The 16534-nt window shown below is 65.4% G+C and carries 15 protein-coding genes; 7 read left to right on the forward strand and 8 right to left on the reverse strand.

The window, feature by feature from the left end; all coding sequences use genetic code 11:
- The first annotated feature begins 1 nt into the window (after position 1).
- Together O5O53_RS05760 and O5O53_RS05765 are read left to right on the forward strand one after the other, a co-directional pair.
- Complete coding sequence (locus O5O53_RS05760) at positions 2-376, forward strand: metal-sulfur cluster assembly factor (RefSeq protein WP_269509817.1); 375 nt, start codon at positions 2-4, stop codon at positions 374-376.
- Between the two features lie 211 nt (positions 377-587).
- On the forward strand, positions 588-2216 hold the full coding sequence (locus O5O53_RS05765) for an ABC-F family ATP-binding cassette domain-containing protein (RefSeq protein WP_181888458.1): 1629 nt from the start codon (positions 588-590) through the stop codon (positions 2214-2216).
- Positions 2217-2243: 27 nt separating this feature from the next.
- On the opposite strand, the gene O5O53_RS05770 is transcribed toward O5O53_RS05765, so the two are convergent.
- Entirely contained in the window at positions 2244-3833 is a 1590-nt protein-coding gene (locus tag O5O53_RS05770; protein WP_269509819.1) for an HNH endonuclease signature motif containing protein, read from the reverse strand.
- A gap of 127 nt (positions 3834-3960) precedes the next feature.
- Entirely contained in the window at positions 3961-4824 is an 864-nt protein-coding gene (locus O5O53_RS05775; protein WP_269509821.1) for a hypothetical protein, read from the reverse strand.
- A 147-nt stretch (positions 4825-4971) separates the two neighbouring features.
- Between O5O53_RS05775 and O5O53_RS05780 the strand changes: the two genes are divergently transcribed.
- A complete protein-coding gene (locus O5O53_RS05780) occupies positions 4972-5217 on the forward strand; it encodes a PLDc N-terminal domain-containing protein (RefSeq protein ID WP_085958532.1) in 246 nt (81 codons plus the stop codon).
- On the opposite strand, the gene O5O53_RS05785 is transcribed toward O5O53_RS05780, so the two are convergent.
- Positions 5214-6578, reverse strand: a complete 1365-nt coding sequence (locus O5O53_RS05785; RefSeq protein ID WP_269509824.1) for a PFL family protein — start codon at positions 6576-6578, stop codon at positions 5214-5216. The two genes, O5O53_RS05780 and O5O53_RS05785, sit on opposite strands and share 4 nt — an antisense overlap.
- Before the next feature lie 9 nt (positions 6579-6587).
- Positions 6588-6857, reverse strand: coding sequence for an ACT domain-containing protein (locus O5O53_RS05790; protein ID WP_070473941.1), 270 nt, complete (start codon positions 6855-6857; stop codon positions 6588-6590).
- A gap of 41 nt (positions 6858-6898) precedes the next feature.
- On the opposite strand from O5O53_RS05790, the gene O5O53_RS05795 reads away from it, so the two are divergent.
- Positions 6899-7567, forward strand: a complete 669-nt coding sequence (locus tag O5O53_RS05795; RefSeq protein WP_269509827.1) for an NAD(P)H-binding protein — start codon at positions 6899-6901, stop codon at positions 7565-7567.
- Here O5O53_RS05795 and O5O53_RS05800 read toward each other — a convergent pair.
- From O5O53_RS05800 to acnA, 3 genes are all read right to left on the reverse strand, one after another.
- A complete protein-coding gene (locus tag O5O53_RS05800) occupies positions 7564-8286 on the reverse strand; it encodes a glutamine amidotransferase-related protein (RefSeq protein WP_269509830.1) in 723 nt (240 codons plus the stop codon). The two genes, O5O53_RS05795 and O5O53_RS05800, sit on opposite strands and share 4 nt — an antisense overlap.
- Before the next feature lie 37 nt (positions 8287-8323).
- Entirely contained in the window at positions 8324-8875 is a 552-nt protein-coding gene (locus O5O53_RS05805; protein WP_239355782.1) for a TetR/AcrR family transcriptional regulator, read from the reverse strand.
- Positions 8876-8968: 93 nt separating this feature from the next.
- Positions 8969-11746: an aconitate hydratase AcnA gene (gene acnA, locus O5O53_RS05810; RefSeq protein WP_269509833.1), complete on the reverse strand. Its 2778-nt coding sequence runs from the start codon at positions 11744-11746 to the stop codon at positions 8969-8971.
- 209 nt (positions 11747-11955) lie between these two features.
- Here acnA and O5O53_RS05815 point away from each other — a divergent pair, with 209 nt between their 5' ends.
- From O5O53_RS05815 to O5O53_RS05825, 3 genes are all read left to right on the forward strand, one after another.
- Positions 11956-12420 (forward strand): Rv1476 family membrane protein, encoded by a 465-nt coding sequence (locus O5O53_RS05815; protein WP_269509836.1) that lies wholly within the window; start codon positions 11956-11958, stop codon positions 12418-12420.
- 548 nt (positions 12421-12968) lie between these two features.
- Positions 12969-14705 carry a DIP1281 family NlpC/P60 protein gene (locus O5O53_RS05820; protein ID WP_269509839.1) on the forward strand — a complete coding sequence of 579 codons (1737 nt, stop codon included), beginning with the start codon at positions 12969-12971 and terminating at the stop codon, positions 14703-14705.
- Between the two features lie 18 nt (positions 14706-14723).
- Positions 14724-15761 carry a ferrochelatase gene (locus O5O53_RS05825; RefSeq protein ID WP_269509842.1) on the forward strand — a complete coding sequence of 346 codons (1038 nt, stop codon included), beginning with the start codon at positions 14724-14726 and terminating at the stop codon, positions 15759-15761.
- On the opposite strand, the gene O5O53_RS05830 is transcribed toward O5O53_RS05825, so the two are convergent.
- The gene (locus O5O53_RS05830; protein WP_181195010.1) at positions 15758-16510 is read right to left on the reverse strand and encodes an Rv1486c family protein; all 753 of its coding nucleotides are present in this window, start codon (positions 16508-16510) and stop codon (positions 15758-15760) included. The two genes, O5O53_RS05825 and O5O53_RS05830, sit on opposite strands and share 4 nt — an antisense overlap.
- Positions 16511-16534 lie beyond the last annotated feature (24 nt).

Genomic DNA, 16534 nt, shown 5'->3' on the forward strand with positions numbered 1-16534 from the left:
CATGACTGAACCGGATAAGCAGGCGGAGCGCCCGCAGCAGACCGAGGAGCAGCTCAAGCTCATCGGCGAGGTGGAGGAGTACCTCCACGACGTGATCGATCCGGAGCTGGGCATCAACGTCGTTGACCTCGGCTTGGTCTACGACCTGTGGATTGAGGAGCGCGAGGGCAGAACCGTCGCGGTGATCAACATGACGCTGACCTCGCCGGCGTGCCCGCTCACTGACGTGATCGAGGAGCAGGCCACCCTGTCGGTCGTGAACAACACGGCGGTCGACGAGCTGGACGTGAACTGGGTCTGGATGCCGCCGTGGGGCCCGCAGTTCATCACCGAGGAGGGCCGCGAGCAGCTCCGCGCCCTCGGTTTCGCGGTCTAAAACACCTCTTGACATCCCCCCAAGTTGTTAACCTGTGGGGGATTTTCCGCGTTGTGAAGGAGGATTGTTGTGAACGTTGGGCTTACTGAAATTCTGGTCATGCTCGGTACCGTCGGCCTGGTTGCGCTGATTGTCGCGCTGATCGTTTGGATCGTGCGCTTCATCTCGAAGAAGTAGATCCCGATTTGGGGGCTGTTGATACAGTTTCCCCGTGATTGTCACCAATGATCTCGAGGTCCGCGTCGGCGCGCGCACGCTTCTCGACGCCCCCGGCCAGCACCTCCGCGTCCAACCCGGCGACCGCATCGGCCTAGTCGGCCGCAACGGTGCAGGCAAGACCACCACGATGCGCATCCTGGCGGGGGAGACCGAACCCTACGGCGGCTCGGTGACCCGCTCGGGCGAGATCGGCTACCTCCCGCAGGACTCCAAGGAAGGCGACATCGAGCAGACCGCCCGCGACCGTGTGCTCTCGGCCCGCGGCCTGGACCAGATCCAGCGCTCGATGGCCAAGCAGCAGAAGCTGATGGAGGAGACCGACGGGGAGGAGCGCGACAAGGCGATCGCGAAGTTTTCCCGCCTTGAGGAGCGTTACCAGGCGCTCGGCGGCTACGAGGCCAACGCGGAGGCGGCGCAGATCTGCGACAACCTGGGGCTGCCGGAGCGCATCCTGGACCAGCAGCTGAAGACCCTGTCGGGCGGCCAGCGCCGCCGCGTGGAGCTCGCCCAGATCCTGTTCGCCTCGCGCCAAGGTTCGGGCAAGTCCCAGACCACCCTGCTTCTCGACGAGCCGACCAACCACCTCGACGCCGACTCCATCTCCTGGCTGCGCAACTTCCTGTCCAAGCACGAGGGCGGGCTGATCATGATCTCCCACGACGTCGAGCTGCTCGACGCGGTGTGCAACAAGGTTTGGTTCTTGGACGCGGTGCGCGCCGAGGCCGACGTCTACAACATGGGTTTTTCCAAGTACAAGGACGCCCGCGCCCTCGACGAGGCCCGGCGCCGCCGCGAGCGCGCCAACGCCGAGAAGAAAGCCTCAGCCCTGCAGAAGCAGGCCGCGAAGTTGGGTGCGAAGGCCACGAAGGCCTCGGCCGCGAAGCAGATGATGGCGCGCGCTGAGCGCATGATGGGGGAGCTCGACGAGGTCCGGGTGGCCGACAAGGTCGCCTCCATCTCCTTCCCGGAGCCGGCGCCGTGCGGCAAGACCCCGCTGTTTGGCAAGGGCCTGACAAAGATGTACGGCTCCCTCGAGGTCTTCGCGGGCGTGGACTTGGCGGTGGACAAGGGCTCGCGCGTGGTCGTGCTGGGCACCAACGGCGCCGGCAAGACCACCCTGCTCAAGCTGCTCGCCGGGGTGGAGCGCACCGACGGCGAGGGCGGCGTGGTCTCGGGCCACGGGCTGAAGATCGGCTACTTCGCCCAGGAGCACGACACCATCGACGGCGACAAGAGTGTCTGGGAGAACACCATCGAGGCTTGCCCCGACGCCGGCCAGCAGGACCTGCGAGGCCTGCTCGGTGCCTTCATGTTCTCGGGCGACAAGCTGGAGCAGCCCGCCGGCACGCTTTCGGGCGGCGAGAAGACCCGCCTCGCGCTGGCGACCCTCGTCTCCTCGCGCGCAAACGTCCTGCTGCTCGACGAGCCCACAAACAACCTCGACCCGCAATCCCGCGAGCAGGTCCTCGACGCGCTCAAGACCTACACCGGCGCCGTGGTCCTGGTCACCCACGACCCGGGCGCGGTGCGCGCGCTCGAGCCCGAGCGGGTCATCATCATGCCCGAGGGTGACGAGGACATGTGGAGCGACGAGTACATGGAGATCGTCGAGCTCGCCTAAACTTCCCGACCTGCTCGAGAGGCAAATCTAGAACGGCGGGTACGGGTCTTGCCCCTTCGCCCAGGGCGGGGGCTCCACCGGCTCCCGTGGGGGAGGTGGATCCGGCGGTTCTGGTGGTACTCGAGGTTCCGGTGGGGCCGAAGCGCCACCCGGATCGGGCACGGTTGCCCGATCGCGCTGCCGGTGTCTCTTCCGTAACCTGTTCACCGCTGAATGCTCGGCCGAGTCCGCGTGGTTGAACTGCAGCGTTGCACACTCGGGTTCCTTCACCCCGGCCCGACCCGTCGCTGGGTCCACATCCATGTGACTGGTGTTGTTTCTGTGGTCTTTGAAGTCGTTGTTGCAGCGGTGGTGGGTCCGGCACAGCGCTGTGAGGTTGTCGATATTGGTGTCGCCTCCCTGCAGCCACGACGTGATGCGGTGGATCTCGGTTTCGGTCAGTGGCGCGGTGCAGCCGGTCCAGGCGCACACGCCCTGCACCGCCAGCAACGTGATCCGCTGCGCCAGTGACGCCAATCGCCGCGTCCGGTAGAGGTTCAACGGCAACGACGTTGCGTCGTCGACAGTCAGCACGAAGTCGGACGTTCCATCCATGCCCAAACGCACGAGGTCGAAGGCGTCGAGCTCGATGCCGGTGTTGGTGGCGAACTTCGTGGTCGGATCGGCCTCCGCCAGCTCGTCTAATGTCACCGATACAACCACGGACGCGCAGCCGCCGCCGGTCGGTTTCTCGCAGCCGTCGTAATGCTTGAGTATCTCCGAGAACTGGTCGTACAAGCGTTGCGAGGGCGTGCGGTAATCCTCCACACCCTCGGGCAGGTTCGAGTTGGGTGCCAACCCCTTGTCGGTCAGCGCCTTAAACAGGGCCGAATCGGAGGCCACGGCATCGATGGTTATCGGGCACGTCCCGTCCCCGCGCTGGGCACCGATGTGCAGTCCACGGTTTTCCATGCCGGCGTTCGGGTTTGTGGGGTCGACGTGCTTGCGGTTCTCCCGCTCCACCCAGCGTCGTACTGTGGCGCGCAGATCCTTCACTGTCCGTTTAGGCGCCTCCGCGAGCGCATCTGCTTGTAGACGGGCACGCGCCCCCTTCGCAGCCGGAACAAGTTTGTCCAGCTCCTGGCGGATCACGCGCTGCTTCTCGGCGTTCACACGCTCGGCGGCACGGCGGGCCTCCTCTTGCTTGCGCCGCGCCTCCTCGCGGGCAGCAGCCCGGGAGGCCTCGCGAGCCGCTTCCTCCGCCGCCGGATCCGCGGGACTATCGTCAAAGCCAGCATCGAAGAGGTCGGATTCGGGTTCATCCTCGACCTCGGGCTCGCCGTAGTAATCCCGGCCCCGGGCGAGACGGTCGTATGCGTCTTTAGGTTCAAGCCCCAGCTTCTTCTGCAAGTACTGATTGGCGTGCTTCGAGCCGACGACGCGCCCGGCGTCGTCACGCTCGCACACGTAGGCGAACAGTGCATCGAGTGTCGCCTTGACATTAAACGCAGCCTCGAGGCGCTCGAAGTCCTCGTGGACCTCCTCGAACGAAACTGCTTCAGGGTCCGCACAAAGGTCTTTCATAGCAAGGAGGGCATGGGTGATCGTGTCGACGTGCTTCCGCAGGTCAGTCGCCATTTCGCCCTCCTTCGCAACCCTTTAATCGAATACGTTTACGATCAACATACAAACCGCGTCGACATAAACCCCCTCTATGTCCAGTTCGGCAAACATAGGTTAAGAAACTGTAATCAGGATCACATTTCTAGAACGGTGAATCGCCGGCCCAGAGCTCATAGTCGGGATGTGAACCTGCAAGCACACGAGGCCGCGCCGAGGGATCCACTAACCGTTCGAACTCTGCCTGCACGCGCTCTATAGCCTCGTCCGTGAAGTCCGTCACCATGACCAACCCACCGTCGGATGTGCTCAACCGAACGGACTCGTTGGGCACATCGACGGTCAGCATCGGGCAATCTACCTCGCGCGGCGGTGGGGTCGTCGCGGAATACTCGTCGCCAATTACCTGGTCCTGAAACGGCTGCACCAGGGCGTCTAGCTCTCCAACAAGCCAGAGATCGGAGAGGAGGGAATCGACTGTCTGACCCCAAAGAATCCGGGGAAGAAAACTCCTAATCCGTTCCTCGCCGCAAATGGGGTAAAAGACGTCGATGCCGGAGCTGACCTCTCCGCTTCGTTCGCAAACCAGCCGCACCAGCGACCGCTTCGGAAACTTCGGAGTCTCGCCGTACGGGTCGGGCTCAGTGTGGGCCCAGACTGTCTGAAACAGGGGGTGAACGGCTTCCGGCGTCAGCGCGCAGCGCATCTTCGGCGCCCCATCCAGCTGCAACGCCACCTCACCCCGGGCGTAGTCGAGTGTCAGGTATTCCCCGCTTTCAACCTCAAGGAGTTCGCCGGTGACATCCGTATTGGGTGGCGTCGAGTTCCAGTGGAACACCCAAGTCAGCGCCTGTCCCAAGCCCCGGGACGGATCGTTTGTGTCGATTTTGTGCGTAAAGATCTCGCCGAGAATCCACTCGAACTGCATGATGTTTGATTCGACTGTTATTCCTCTTGGTTCGCAATTGACGCGTTCGGTGATGACGTGCAGAAGCTTGTGGCGCCCCATTTTCTAACCCCTTTGGTTCGGAAATTTCGTTGCATCAAACGTACAAACCGAAACCCAAACCACACAAGGATTTGTCCACTATAGTGAGCATCTTGCTTATCGACGGACGAAACGTGGGCCCCGAAAGCAGCCCGCTACACTCGAAATATGGCAAGAAACAACGAGATCATCGACACCATCCGCGACGCGTGGAACGGCCTGTCCTCCGATCAGAAAACAATCGCCGGCGTGCTCGCCACCATCGACACCGCCGGCAAAGCCTTTGCGCTGCGCGACCTCGCACGCACCAACTCCAAGCGTGTCCGGGGACCGAAGTGGCTGTGGACCCCGGTGATTGGCGCTGTCAACACCCTGGGCTGGGTCGCCTGGTTCGCGGTAGGGAAGAAGCGCTAGTTCCTGAACCCGTGCACCGGCGCGGGGATGAACCCGCCACGGTGGATGAACTCGTCGTTGCCCACGGTGTTTACCGGGATGACGGGCGCGTAGCCGAGCAGGCCGCCGAAGTTCACCTCGTCGCCAGGCTTGGTGCCGGGTACCGGGATGAGGCGCGAGGCGGTGGTCTTGTGGTTCATCACGCCGATCGCGGCTTCGTCGGCGATCATGCCCGCGATGGGCTCGGCTGAAGTGTCGCCGGGGATGGCGATCATGTCGAAGCCGACGGAACAGATCGAAGTCATCGCCTCGAGCTTGTCCATGGAGATGGCGCCGCTGTGAACAGCGTCGATCATGCCCTTGTCCTCGGAGACCGGGATGAAGGAGCCGGACAAGCCACCCACGCGGGAGCAAGCCATCATGCCGCCCTTCTTCACGGCGTCGTTGAGCAGCGCCAACGCGGCGGTCGTGCCGTGCGTGCCCACCTGGTCTAGGCCCATGCGCTCGAGCACGTGCGCCACCGAGTCGCCCATCTCCGCAGTCGGCGCGAGGGAGAGGTCGACGATACCGAACGGCACGCCGAGACGTTCCGCCGCCAGCGTGCCCACGAGCTGGCCCGCGCGGGTGATCTTAAACGCAGCCTTCTTAATCTCCTCGGCGACCTCGTTCAGGCTCGCCCCCTTGAGCGGAGCGATCGCATTGTCGACGACGCCGGGGCCCGACACACCGACCGAAATCACCGTGTCCGGCTCCTCAATGCCGTGGAACGCGCCGGCCATGAACGGGTTGTCGCCCACGGCGTTGGCGAAGACGACCAGCTTTGCGCAGGCGATGGAGGAGCGGTCCGCGGTCGCCTCCGCGGCCTCCTTCACAATCTCACCCATCTTGGCCACGGCGTTCATGTTGATGCCGGCGCGTGACGACGCCACGTTGACCGACCCGCACACGTTATCGGTGACGCTCAGCGCCTCCGGAATGGAGTAAATCAGCTTCTTGTCCGCGGTCGTGCCGCCTTTTTCCACCAGCGCGGAGTAGCCGCCGACGAAGTTGACGCCGAGCTCGCCGGCCGCGCGGTCCAGGGCGCGGGCAATCTCCACCGGGTTGCCGTCCGCGCCCGCCGCCACCAGCGCGACGGGGGTGACGGAGATGCGCTTGTTCACGATCGGGATGCCCAGCTCGCGCTCGATGCCCTCGCACACCGGCACCAGGTCACGCGCGCGTTCCATCACGCGGTCGTACACCGCCTGCGCGGTGGCTTCCATCGTGGGGCGGGTGCAGCCGATGAGCGAAATGCCCATCGTCACGGTGCGGATGTCCAGGCGGTAGTCCTCGATCATGCGGATGACGTCGAGGAACCGCGCGTCTGAAAACTCGAAATTCATAGCCGCCCCTTAGATGTCGTTGATGGCGCTGAACAGGGCCTCGGACTGGATGCGCACGACCATGCCGAGCGGCTTACCGGCGGCGTCGAACGCCTCCTGCAGCGCCCCCATGTCCACCTCGCCCTCGGGAAGTGCGACGCGCATGATCATGGTGAAAAAGTCGTCCATGATGGTCTGGGAGACGTCGAGGATGTTCAGTCCCTCGTCAGCGGCGGTTTTGGCAACTGCGGCGATGACGCCGGGGCGGTCTTTACCAGTGGTCGTAATAATTGCGTGCATGCGCAAAGTATAGGCGCAGAAATAGCGTTACGGTGGGGGTTATGGAAACACCTAAGCAAACTCAACACGTTCTTGTTCTCGGCGCGGGCGGCAACGTCTCGCGCCACTCCGTCCCTAAGCTCGTCAAAGCTGGCCACAGCGTCAGCGCCCTCGTGCGCAACCCGGACCATGTGCAGCAGCTTGTCGACGATGGTGCGACCGCCATCGTCCGCGACCTCACCACCCTCGATGAGGAGGACTGGGCGCGCCTGCTCACCCCGTTCGACGTGGTCGTGTGGTCCGCGGGTGCCGGCGGCGGCTCCGCCGAGCGCACCTTTGCCGTGGACCGCGACGCGGCGATGGCGATGATCGACGCGCTCGAGGAGCTCGGCGAGTTCGCACCGTTTACCGTCATGGTCTCCTATGCCGGCGCCGCCGAGGCCACCACGGAGGACGACGGCGGGGCGTGGTACGCCTACGTCGAGGCGAAGAAGGCCGTCGACAAGCGGCTGCTCGCCTCTGACCTGCCGTATCAGATCCTCGGCCCCACCCGCCTCACGGATGATCCGTCGGAGGGCATCGCGCTTCTCGACGACCAAAGGGACCCCTCGTCAGAAACCCCACGCGAGCTTGTGGCAGATGTGATCGTCGAGTCGGTCGGCCGCGGCAAGCAGTTCGACCGCAACCCGCTCGACTTTGAGGGCGGCGAGGCGAAGGTCGCCGAGATTTAGTCGAACCGGCCCTCGGTGCAGAGCCGGGCGAAGGTGCGCAGCAGCCCGTTCGCCCGGCTTACGTCGTGGTTGGGCAGGTCGGCGACGATGCGGGCGTACTCCTCGGCGGGGAAGTAGCCGTAGTCGTGGAAGAAGTCCATGCGGGTGCGCATGGCGTCGGCGTCCATCTCGGCGTGGAACTGGGTGGCCCAGACCCGGTCGGTGTAGCGCACTATCTGCACCATCCCGTCGGGCCCGGTGGCCACGACGGTGAGGGAATCGGGCACGCGCACCGGGTTCTCGGTGTGCCCCGTCAGCGCGGTAAACGTGCCGTTGGGCCCGGCGAGCTCGTCTTCCGCCACCACGTTCACGGTGGTCGGGCCGGACGGCTCAGGGTGGGTGCGTCCGACCTCGCCGCCGAGGTGGTCCACCAGCCAGGAGATGCCGAAGCAGACGAAGAAGACAGGCTTGTCGGAGTCGACGGCGGCGGACAGGATGGCGTCGATACGCTTGTGCCACGCGTCGCGCTCGGGGTTGGTCACGTTCAGCGAGCAGCCGCCGACGATGATGCCGCTGACCGGGTCGAGGGGGCCGAGCTCGGAGTCGGGGGAGTCGATGACGCGCAGTTCCATGTCCACTTCGCTCAAGCCCGTGGCGCGCAGGGCGTCGTGGTACTCGGCGTGGGCGACGTCCGGCCCAATTTCGCCGTTGCGAAGGGAGAGGAAAAGCAGCTTTGGCATAGCGGCAATTCTATACCGCTTAGTCTATTTTTTGGAACTACCCGCGGACTGACTGCTCTACCACGTCGAGCATTTCCTCGAGCCGCTCCACTGGCTCGCCGGAGGCGAGCTTGGTGATGAAGCCCTCGAGCACTGTCTCCAGGTAGGTCTGGACCACGGCGACGGGGACGTCGTCACGCATCTGCTTGTTGGACTCCAAGCGCTCGCGGACCGCACGGTCAAGCACCTCCTGGTGCTCGCGCCAACGCGCCTCGAATTCGGGGTCGGTGCGCAGCTTGCGCAGGATCTCGGCGCGGGTGGTGAACCAGTCGTTGGAGCTGCGGTCCACGAGCATGCCGCGCATGACCTCCACCAAACCACGTTCGCTGACCACCTGGGCCTGTCTTTCTGCGTCCGCCTCGGCGATGGCGAGAAACAGTGTTTCCTTGTCGCCGAAGTGGTGGAAGATCGCGCCCCGGGTCTTGCCAGTGGCCTCTTCCAGGCGGGCCACGGTGGCCCCCTCGTAGCCGTAGTGTGCGAAGCAGACGCGTGCGGCGTCGATGATCTCGCCGCGGCGGCGCTGCAGCTCTTCGTCGCTGACAATCGGCATGAGGGGGCTCCTTCGGGCTCCAGGTAGGGGTCAGAAAAATGGGGAAGGGGCCCCGCGGCGTGCGGGGCCCCTTAAGCGACGGCCGAAAGAGTGTTAGCTCTTGACCATCTGGCGCAGCACGTACTGCAGGATGCCGCCGTGGCGGAAGTACTCCGCCTCACCCGGCGTATCCACGCGCACCACTGCGTCGAACTCGACAGCGTCGGCGCCGTCCTTCTCAGCCTTGACGTGGACCGTCGCCGGGATCTCACCGTTGTTGAACTCGGTGATGCCGGTCAGGGTGAAGGTCTCGGTGCCGTCCAGGCCCAGGGACTCGTGGGACTGGCCCTCCGGGAACTGCAGCGGCAGCACGCCCATGCCGATGAGGTTCGAGCGGTGGATGCGCTCGAAGGACTCGGCGATGACGGCCTTGACACCCAGCAGGTTGGTGCCCTTCGCAGCCCAGTCGCGGGAGGAACCGGTGCCGTACTCCTTGCCGGCGATGACCACCAGCGGGATGTTCTTCTCGGCGTAGTTCATCGCGGCGTCGTAGATGTAGGCCTGCGGTGCGCCCTCCTGGGTGAAGTCGCGCGTGTAGCCGCCCTGCTCGTCCACCAGCTGGTTGCGCAGGCGGATGTTGGCGAAGGTGCCGCGGACCATGACCTCGTGGTTGCCGCGGCGGGAGCCGAAGGAGTTGTAGTCCTTGCGCTCGACACCGTTGGCGTCCAGGTAGTTCGCGGCCGGGGTGCCCGGCTTGATGGAGGAAGCCGGCGAGATGTGGTCGGTGGTCACCGAGTCGCCCAGCTTGGCCAGCACGCGTGCGCCCTCGATGTCCTGGACTGCCTCCGGCTCCTCCGGCATGCCGTCGAAGTACGGCGCCTTGCGGATGTAGGTGGAGTCCTCGTTCCAGTCGAAGGTCTTGCCGGTCGGGATGTCCAGACCCTGCCACTGCTCGTCGCCCTTGAACACGTCGGCGTAGTCGGCCTCGTACATCTCGCGGGAGATGGTGCCTGCGATGGTCTCTTCGATCTCTTCGGTGGACGGCCAGACGTCCTTGAGGAAAACGTCGTTGCCGTCGGTGTCCTGGCCCAGCGGCTGGGTCTCGAAGTCGAAGTCCATGGTGCCGGCGATGGCGTAGGCGATGACCAGCAGCGGGGACGCGAGGTAGTTCATCTTCACGTCCGGGGAGATGCGGCCCTCGAAGTTGCGGTTGCCGGACAGCACGGCGGTTGCGGTGAGGTCGAACTCGTTGACGGCGTCGGAAACCTCGGCCGGCAGCGGGCCGGAGTTGCCGATGCAGGATGCGCAGCCGAAGCCGGAAAGGTAGAAGCCGACGGCCTCCAGGTCCTTCCACAGGTCAGCGCGCTCGTAGTAGCCGTCCACGACCTGGGAGCCCGGAGCCATGATGGTCTTGACCCACGGCTTGGCCTTCAGGCCCTTCTCAGCGGCCTTGCGTGCCAGCAGGGCAGCGCCGACCATGACGGACGGGTTGGAGGTGTTGGTGCAGGAGGTCACAGCGGCGATGGCCACGAAGCCGTGGTCCAGGGTGTACTCGCCGCCCTTCGGGGACTCGACGATGACCGGCTTGGACGCGCGGCCCTCTGCACCCTCAGCGGCGGACTCGCCGTTGGCGGCCCAGGACTCGTTGTAGGAGACAGCGTCGACCTTCTCGGCGCGAACCGGCTCTTCAACGCCTTCGCCTGCGGTGTTGTAGTCCGGCAGCTGCTTGCGGAAGGTGTCCTTGGACTCGGACAGCAGGATGCGGTCCTGCGGACGCTTCGGGCCGGCGATGGACGGGACGACGGTGGACAGGTCCAGCTCGAGGTACTCGGAGTACTCGGCCTCCTCCGCGTCCTGCTCCAGCCACATGCCCTGCGCCTTGGCGTACGCCTCGACGCGGTCGATGTCCTCCTGGGAGCGACCGGTCAGGTGCAGGTAGTTGATGGTCTCCTCGTCGATCGGGAAGATCGCGCAGGTGGAGCCGAACTCCGGGGACATGTTGCCGATGGTGGCGCGGTTCGCCAGCGGGATTTCCTTGACGCCGTTGCCGTAGAACTCGACGAACTTCTGCACCACACCGTGCTCGCGCAGCATCTCGGTGATGGTGAGCACAACGTCGGTTGCGGTCACGCCGGTCGGGATCTCGCCGGTGAGCTTGAAGCCCACAACGCGCGGGATGAGCATGGAGACCGGCTGGCCGAGCATCGCGGCCTCAGCCTCGATGCCGCCGACGCCCCAGCCCAGGATGCCCAGGCCGTTTTCCATGGTGGTGTGGGAGTCGGTGCCGATGCAGGTATCCGGGTATGCCAGGCCCTCGTTGTCGAAGACGACGCGGGAGAGGTACTCGATGTTGACCTGGTGGACAATGCCGGTTCCCGGCGGGACGACGCGGAAGTTGGAGAAGTTCTCTGCGCCCCAGCGCAGGAACTGGTAGCGCTCCTCGTTGCGCTGGTACTCGATCTCGACGTTCTTGTCGATGGCGTTCTCGGAGCCGAATGCCTCAATGATCACGGAGTGGTCGATGACCATCTCGGCCGGGTTCAGCGGGTTGACCTGGTCCGGGTTGCCGCCGAGGGTGCTCACGGCCTCACGCATGGTTGCAAGGTCGACCACGCACGGCACGCCGGTGAAGTCCTGCATGAGGACGCGGGCCGGGGTGAACTGGATTTCCACGCTCGGCTCTGCCGAGGGGTCCCAGTTCGCGATGGCCTTGATGTGGTCCTCGGTGACGTTCTTGCCGTCCTCGGTGCGCAGGAGGTTCTCGCCCAGCACCTTTAGGGAGTAGGGGAGTTTCTCCATGCCTTCGACGGCGTCGAGTGCGAAGTAGTCGTAGGACTTTCCGCCGACCTCGAGCGTCTTCTTGGCACCGAACGAGTTCTTGCTTTCTGCCACGGTGAGCTCCAATTCTCGTCGTATCAAATCAGGGGTTAGCGACCCTATGGTCAAGCCACCAGTTTATGCGACCTTCCATAGTTCCGCGCCCATATTAACAGTACGCCCGTTATGTTTTCGCATTGCGCTTACCGACGCACCTCCGGCCCCCACCGTTACACTGCAAAACCGACCGTATAGATCGCCCGGGAACCCGAGGAGCAAGGCCGATGCAGTCAGAAGCCACACTGGAGGAACTTGTCTCTCAGCTCGCCTCATCCTCAGTAGCGTTCGGCACCGATAACCCGGTCAACGCGGAGCTAGGTCCGGCACTGGAAGACGCTCTCGCCGAGGCCAACCTCGACCCGGCGGGCATGATCGTGCTCGAGCAGACCCCGCCGGTGCTCGCGGACCTTCGCGACCTGGCGCAGGACGCCGCCGCCGAAACCGGTCTCGACACAGTGCTGGTGCGCACCCCGCAGGTCGCTGTCGGGGTGAGCGACTCCTTGAACCGCGCACAGGTGGAGCGCGGGGAGCGGGCGATGGCCGCCGAACCGGACTACGTCGCCGGCGTCCACGCCTTTGCCGACGCTGCCAATTTGTTCTCAGTGAACTGGCTGCTGGTGGTCGCGGCCGTGCTCGTCGTCCTTGCCGCGGTAGCTGCGGCGGCTGCGTTCTCCGCCCGCCGCGGGTAGTCGTCGACAAGCTTGCTGCCTTGACGCGCTCGCTCGCAAAAGTTGACGCACACCCCGGAAACCCGCAGGTCAGATTCCACGTTTTCATCAGTTTTGTCAACTCTTACGAGCGTGAGCCCGGCAATGTGACGAACGTCACGTAACGCTCTCGCGCCCAGGTTTGTGCTGGTGAGACGGGTGTGAATCATGTGAATAGCCTTGACTCGCGAGATTGTTTGTAACAAAAGGGATACAAGTTTGTTGCCTTGACGTATGGTTCCCGTATCGGCTCGCGGGTCGATGGTTGTCACACGCAACGCAATGGCACCGATAGGGCGCTCTAGTCAAGCGCCCGCGAAGGTTCGGGCATGTGGGGAAGCACGCCGAGTACCAGGTTCCAGGGCAGAGCTGTGCCAGCTGCGATTCGCGCTGCCGCGTCAGTAGTCAACATCTAGACCGCTCGTGGAACCGCTAGTCACGGTTTTCGCCTGCGCTTTGAAGCCTCGGGTTTTCTTGATCGCCCGAGTGCGGCTGAAGTGTGCGCGACGGGCGGTGTGAGGAGCACCTTCGTGGCTAATCCACAAAGGGGCACCCGGTTTGGCCGTGCGCGAAATGTGCTCGGCGCCGCCGCGTGTGCCGCAACCATCTCGATGGCGGCGGGCCTAGTCAGCCCGGCCGCCAACGGCCAGAGTTCCACCTCCGCAATGGGCGAGCTCGTGACCGCAGTGTCCCGCGCGCAGGCCAACGTCGACGCGCTCAACCTCGATCTCGGCGGCCTGCAGGAGTCCGTCAACCAGTCACTGGTGGATCTGCACGATGCGCAGGTTAAGGCCGAGCAGGCCCGCCGCGGCAAGGACGAGGCGAAGCGCCGTCTCAACGAGGCTCAAGAGCGTGTCGACGTCCTGCGCGCCGAACTCGACGAGCTGAGCCGTTCGCAGTACCGCGGCGCGAGCCCGAGCGATGCGCTCGTCGCCGTCAGCGGCAAGGACACGCAGCGCGACGTGCTCGACCGCTCGTTCTTCCTGCGCCAGCGCTCGGAGGAGAAGCGCGCCAAGCTCGCCGAGGCGGAGCAGGCGCGTGCCGAGGCGGCGAATGAGGAGGCCACGCTGCGCGAGGCGAGCGAGCTCGCCGACGCTTCCGAGGCCGAGGCGAAGCAGGCCGAGGCAAACGCGCGCGAGCTTCTCGACGCAAACCGCGCCGCGCTCGAAGCCTCCGTCGCTGAGCGCGACGCCGCCCAGTCCCAGCTCGATAGCGCGCAGAAGGACCTGGAGCAGCAGCGCCCGGCCAAGTCCGAGCAAGCCCAGCCCGACCAGGCCCAGCCTGACACTCAGACCAACGCGCCCCAGGTGCAGCCGGAAACCGCAGACAGCGCGTCTGCCGAGGCTGCACCGGACAATGCCATCGCCGCCGACCCGTACGCGGCCACGCTGACCGTGTCCAAGGGCGACACCACTTACGAGGTGCCGGAAGAGGTCGTGGATCTGGTGCGCCAGCGCGTATCCAACGACGCACCGGAGGCGCCCGAGCCCAGCCGCGAGACCGTGATCGACGCGGTGCGCACGGTGGCGCAGACGTCCTCCGACAGCGACATCGCCGCGCTGTCGTCCCAGAGCGGCCTGCCGGCGCTGGACAGTGACACGATCGCCAAGGTTGGCGCTGTCGCGGCCGGCATCGCGATGGTCGGTGGCGTTGCCGCGAACCACGGCTCCTTCGACAGCTCCACCACGGACACGGCGCAGCTGATCACCGCTTTCGCAGACGGGCTGAACGGCGCGCTGGGCACGGTCGAGCAAACGTCCGACACCACGGAAGCTGCAGACTCGACAAGCACCCTTTCCGCGGTGCTGCCCGAGGTTGAGACGGCTGCTGATGTCTCCGCCAAGACACAGAAGTCTGTCGCCGCGGTGTCGAACTCCTCCCAGGTGGAGACCGTGATCGCGCGTGCACAGTCCGCTATCGGCACCCCGTACGTGTGGGGCGGCGGCGACGCCAACGGGCCGACTACCGGCGTCGACGGCGGCTCGGTGTCCGGCTTCGACTGCTCCGGCCTGGTGCTCTACGCGTTCGCGGCCGCCGGCGTGGCGTTGCCGCACTACACGGGTTACCAGTACCAGCGCGGCACCCAGATCCCGGCGAGCGAGGCCCAGCGCGGCGACCTGCTGTTCTGGGGCCCGGGCGGTAACCAGCACGTGGCCATTTACCTCGGCGACGGCACCATGATCGAGGCACCGCAGTCCGGCCAGAACGTCACCATTGCTCCGGTGCGTTGGTCCGGCATGGCTCCGAACGCGGTGCGCCTGCTCTAGCGGGATAAGCTCGAGGGCATGGCTCTCAACGACTACGACGCACTCCTCGTCCTTTCCTTCGGCGGCCCCGAGGGAGAGGACGAGGTTATTCCTTTTCTCGAGAACGTCACGCGCGGCCGCGGCATCCCCCGCGAGCGCCTTGCGGCGGTCGGCGAGCACTACTTCCACTTCGGCGGCGTGAGCCCCATCAACGCGCAGAACCGCGAGCTCATCGCCAACATCGAGGCCGAGCTTTTGGCGCGCGGCATCGACCTGCCCGTCTACTTTGGCAACCGCAACTGGCACCCGTTCGCGGATGAAGCAGCAAAGCAGGTGCTTGACGACGGCCACAGGAACGTCCTCGTCTTCGCCACCAGCGCCTGGGGCGGATACTCCGCATGCCGGCAGTACGACGAGGACATCCAGCGCATCCGCGAGGTCACCCCGGAGATCACCTACACCAAGCTGTGGCAGTTCTACGGGCACCCGACGTTCGTCGAGCTCGTGGCTCAGGGCCTGCAGGCGGCTGTAGCGAAGGCGACCGGCGACACCCGCGTGCTATTCACCGCGCACAGCGTGCCCACCTCAGCGGACGAGAACTCCGGCGGGCCGGCAGACCAGCACCTGTACTCGAGGCAGGTTGCGGAGGCGGCGGAGCTCGTCGCAAAGCAGGCCGGGGTAGATCGCTACGAGGTGGTGTGGCAATCGCGCTCCGGAAACCCCGCAACGCCGTGGCTGGAGCCGGACGTGGTGGACCGCGCCCAGGAGCTCAAGGCCGACGGCATGGAGCAACTCATCTGCGTGCCTATCGGATTTATCACCGACCACATGGAGGTGGTCTGGGACCTCGACACCGAACTGAAGCAGGCTTGCGAGGAGATGGGGGTTTCCCTGACACGCACCCCGACCGTCGGCCTCGAGCCCGCGTTCGCCGGCATGGTGGTCGATATCGCCGAGGCCGTCGGCGCGGAAGTCAAGCCTAAAACCTTGTCTTCGGTCTCGGTGCAGGGCTGCACCGGCAACGGCGCGCCGTGCAAAGAAGGCTGCTGCGCCCCGGTGAAACGACCGGGCCGCTAGCGCGCCCACTCGCGCTGGTAGTCCACCGCCGCATCGGCCACACCAGCCATGCGGGCGGAACGCACGTGGCGCCAGAGCGCGAACAGCTGCGGGTCGAAGGAGTGGTCGTCCAGGCGGTCGGTCACCGTCTCTATCGTGGCAGCCACCCGGTCCGCGCGGGCGAAGAGTTTCGCCGCGCGCGGGGTGACACCGGCGGGAAGCCCCGGGGTGTCGTAGAAGTCCGCGAGTGTGCCCACCGCCAGCCGCGGGTTCGGCAGCTCCTTGCGGGTCCCGCCTGCGGCCTCGATCAGGACTGCCGCCTGGTCGGTCGCGCGGGACAGCAGCTGGTCGGCCTCGCCGGGTGAGAGCCACTCCGGCTCCGGCAGCGGCTCCGGGTCCTCGAACCAGCGCCAGTTCACGCCACTACCCGCATACTCCGGCACCAGGATGTGGTGCATGCCGGTCCCGCGCACGACCAGGGCGCCGGCCTGGGTCAGCGCCTCCATCGCGGGCGAACCAGCCCGAAGACGCGGCGCCTGGCCCGGGCCCCAGAGGACGAGTCTGATTGCGGGGCCGGGGGTGGAAAGGTCGGCGGCGGAGCGGACGTCGTGAAGCAAATGCGCCATGGGCAGGCTGCCGTACGAATGTGCGCCGCCAAGGTCCGTGAGTGCGTCGACGGTGTCGTCGGCGGATTCGACGTTGTAGAGCCAGGCCGCCAGCCAAACGGCGGTATTCTGCAGGGGTGAATAGACTTCGGCGCGCGTGTGCATCCGGGCCAGTGTAACGGGGCGGAT

Origin of the sequence: Corynebacterium faecium (assembly GCF_027257105.1) — a bacterium.
Taxonomy (GTDB): Bacteria; Actinomycetota; Actinomycetes; order Mycobacteriales; family Mycobacteriaceae; genus Corynebacterium; species Corynebacterium lehmanniae.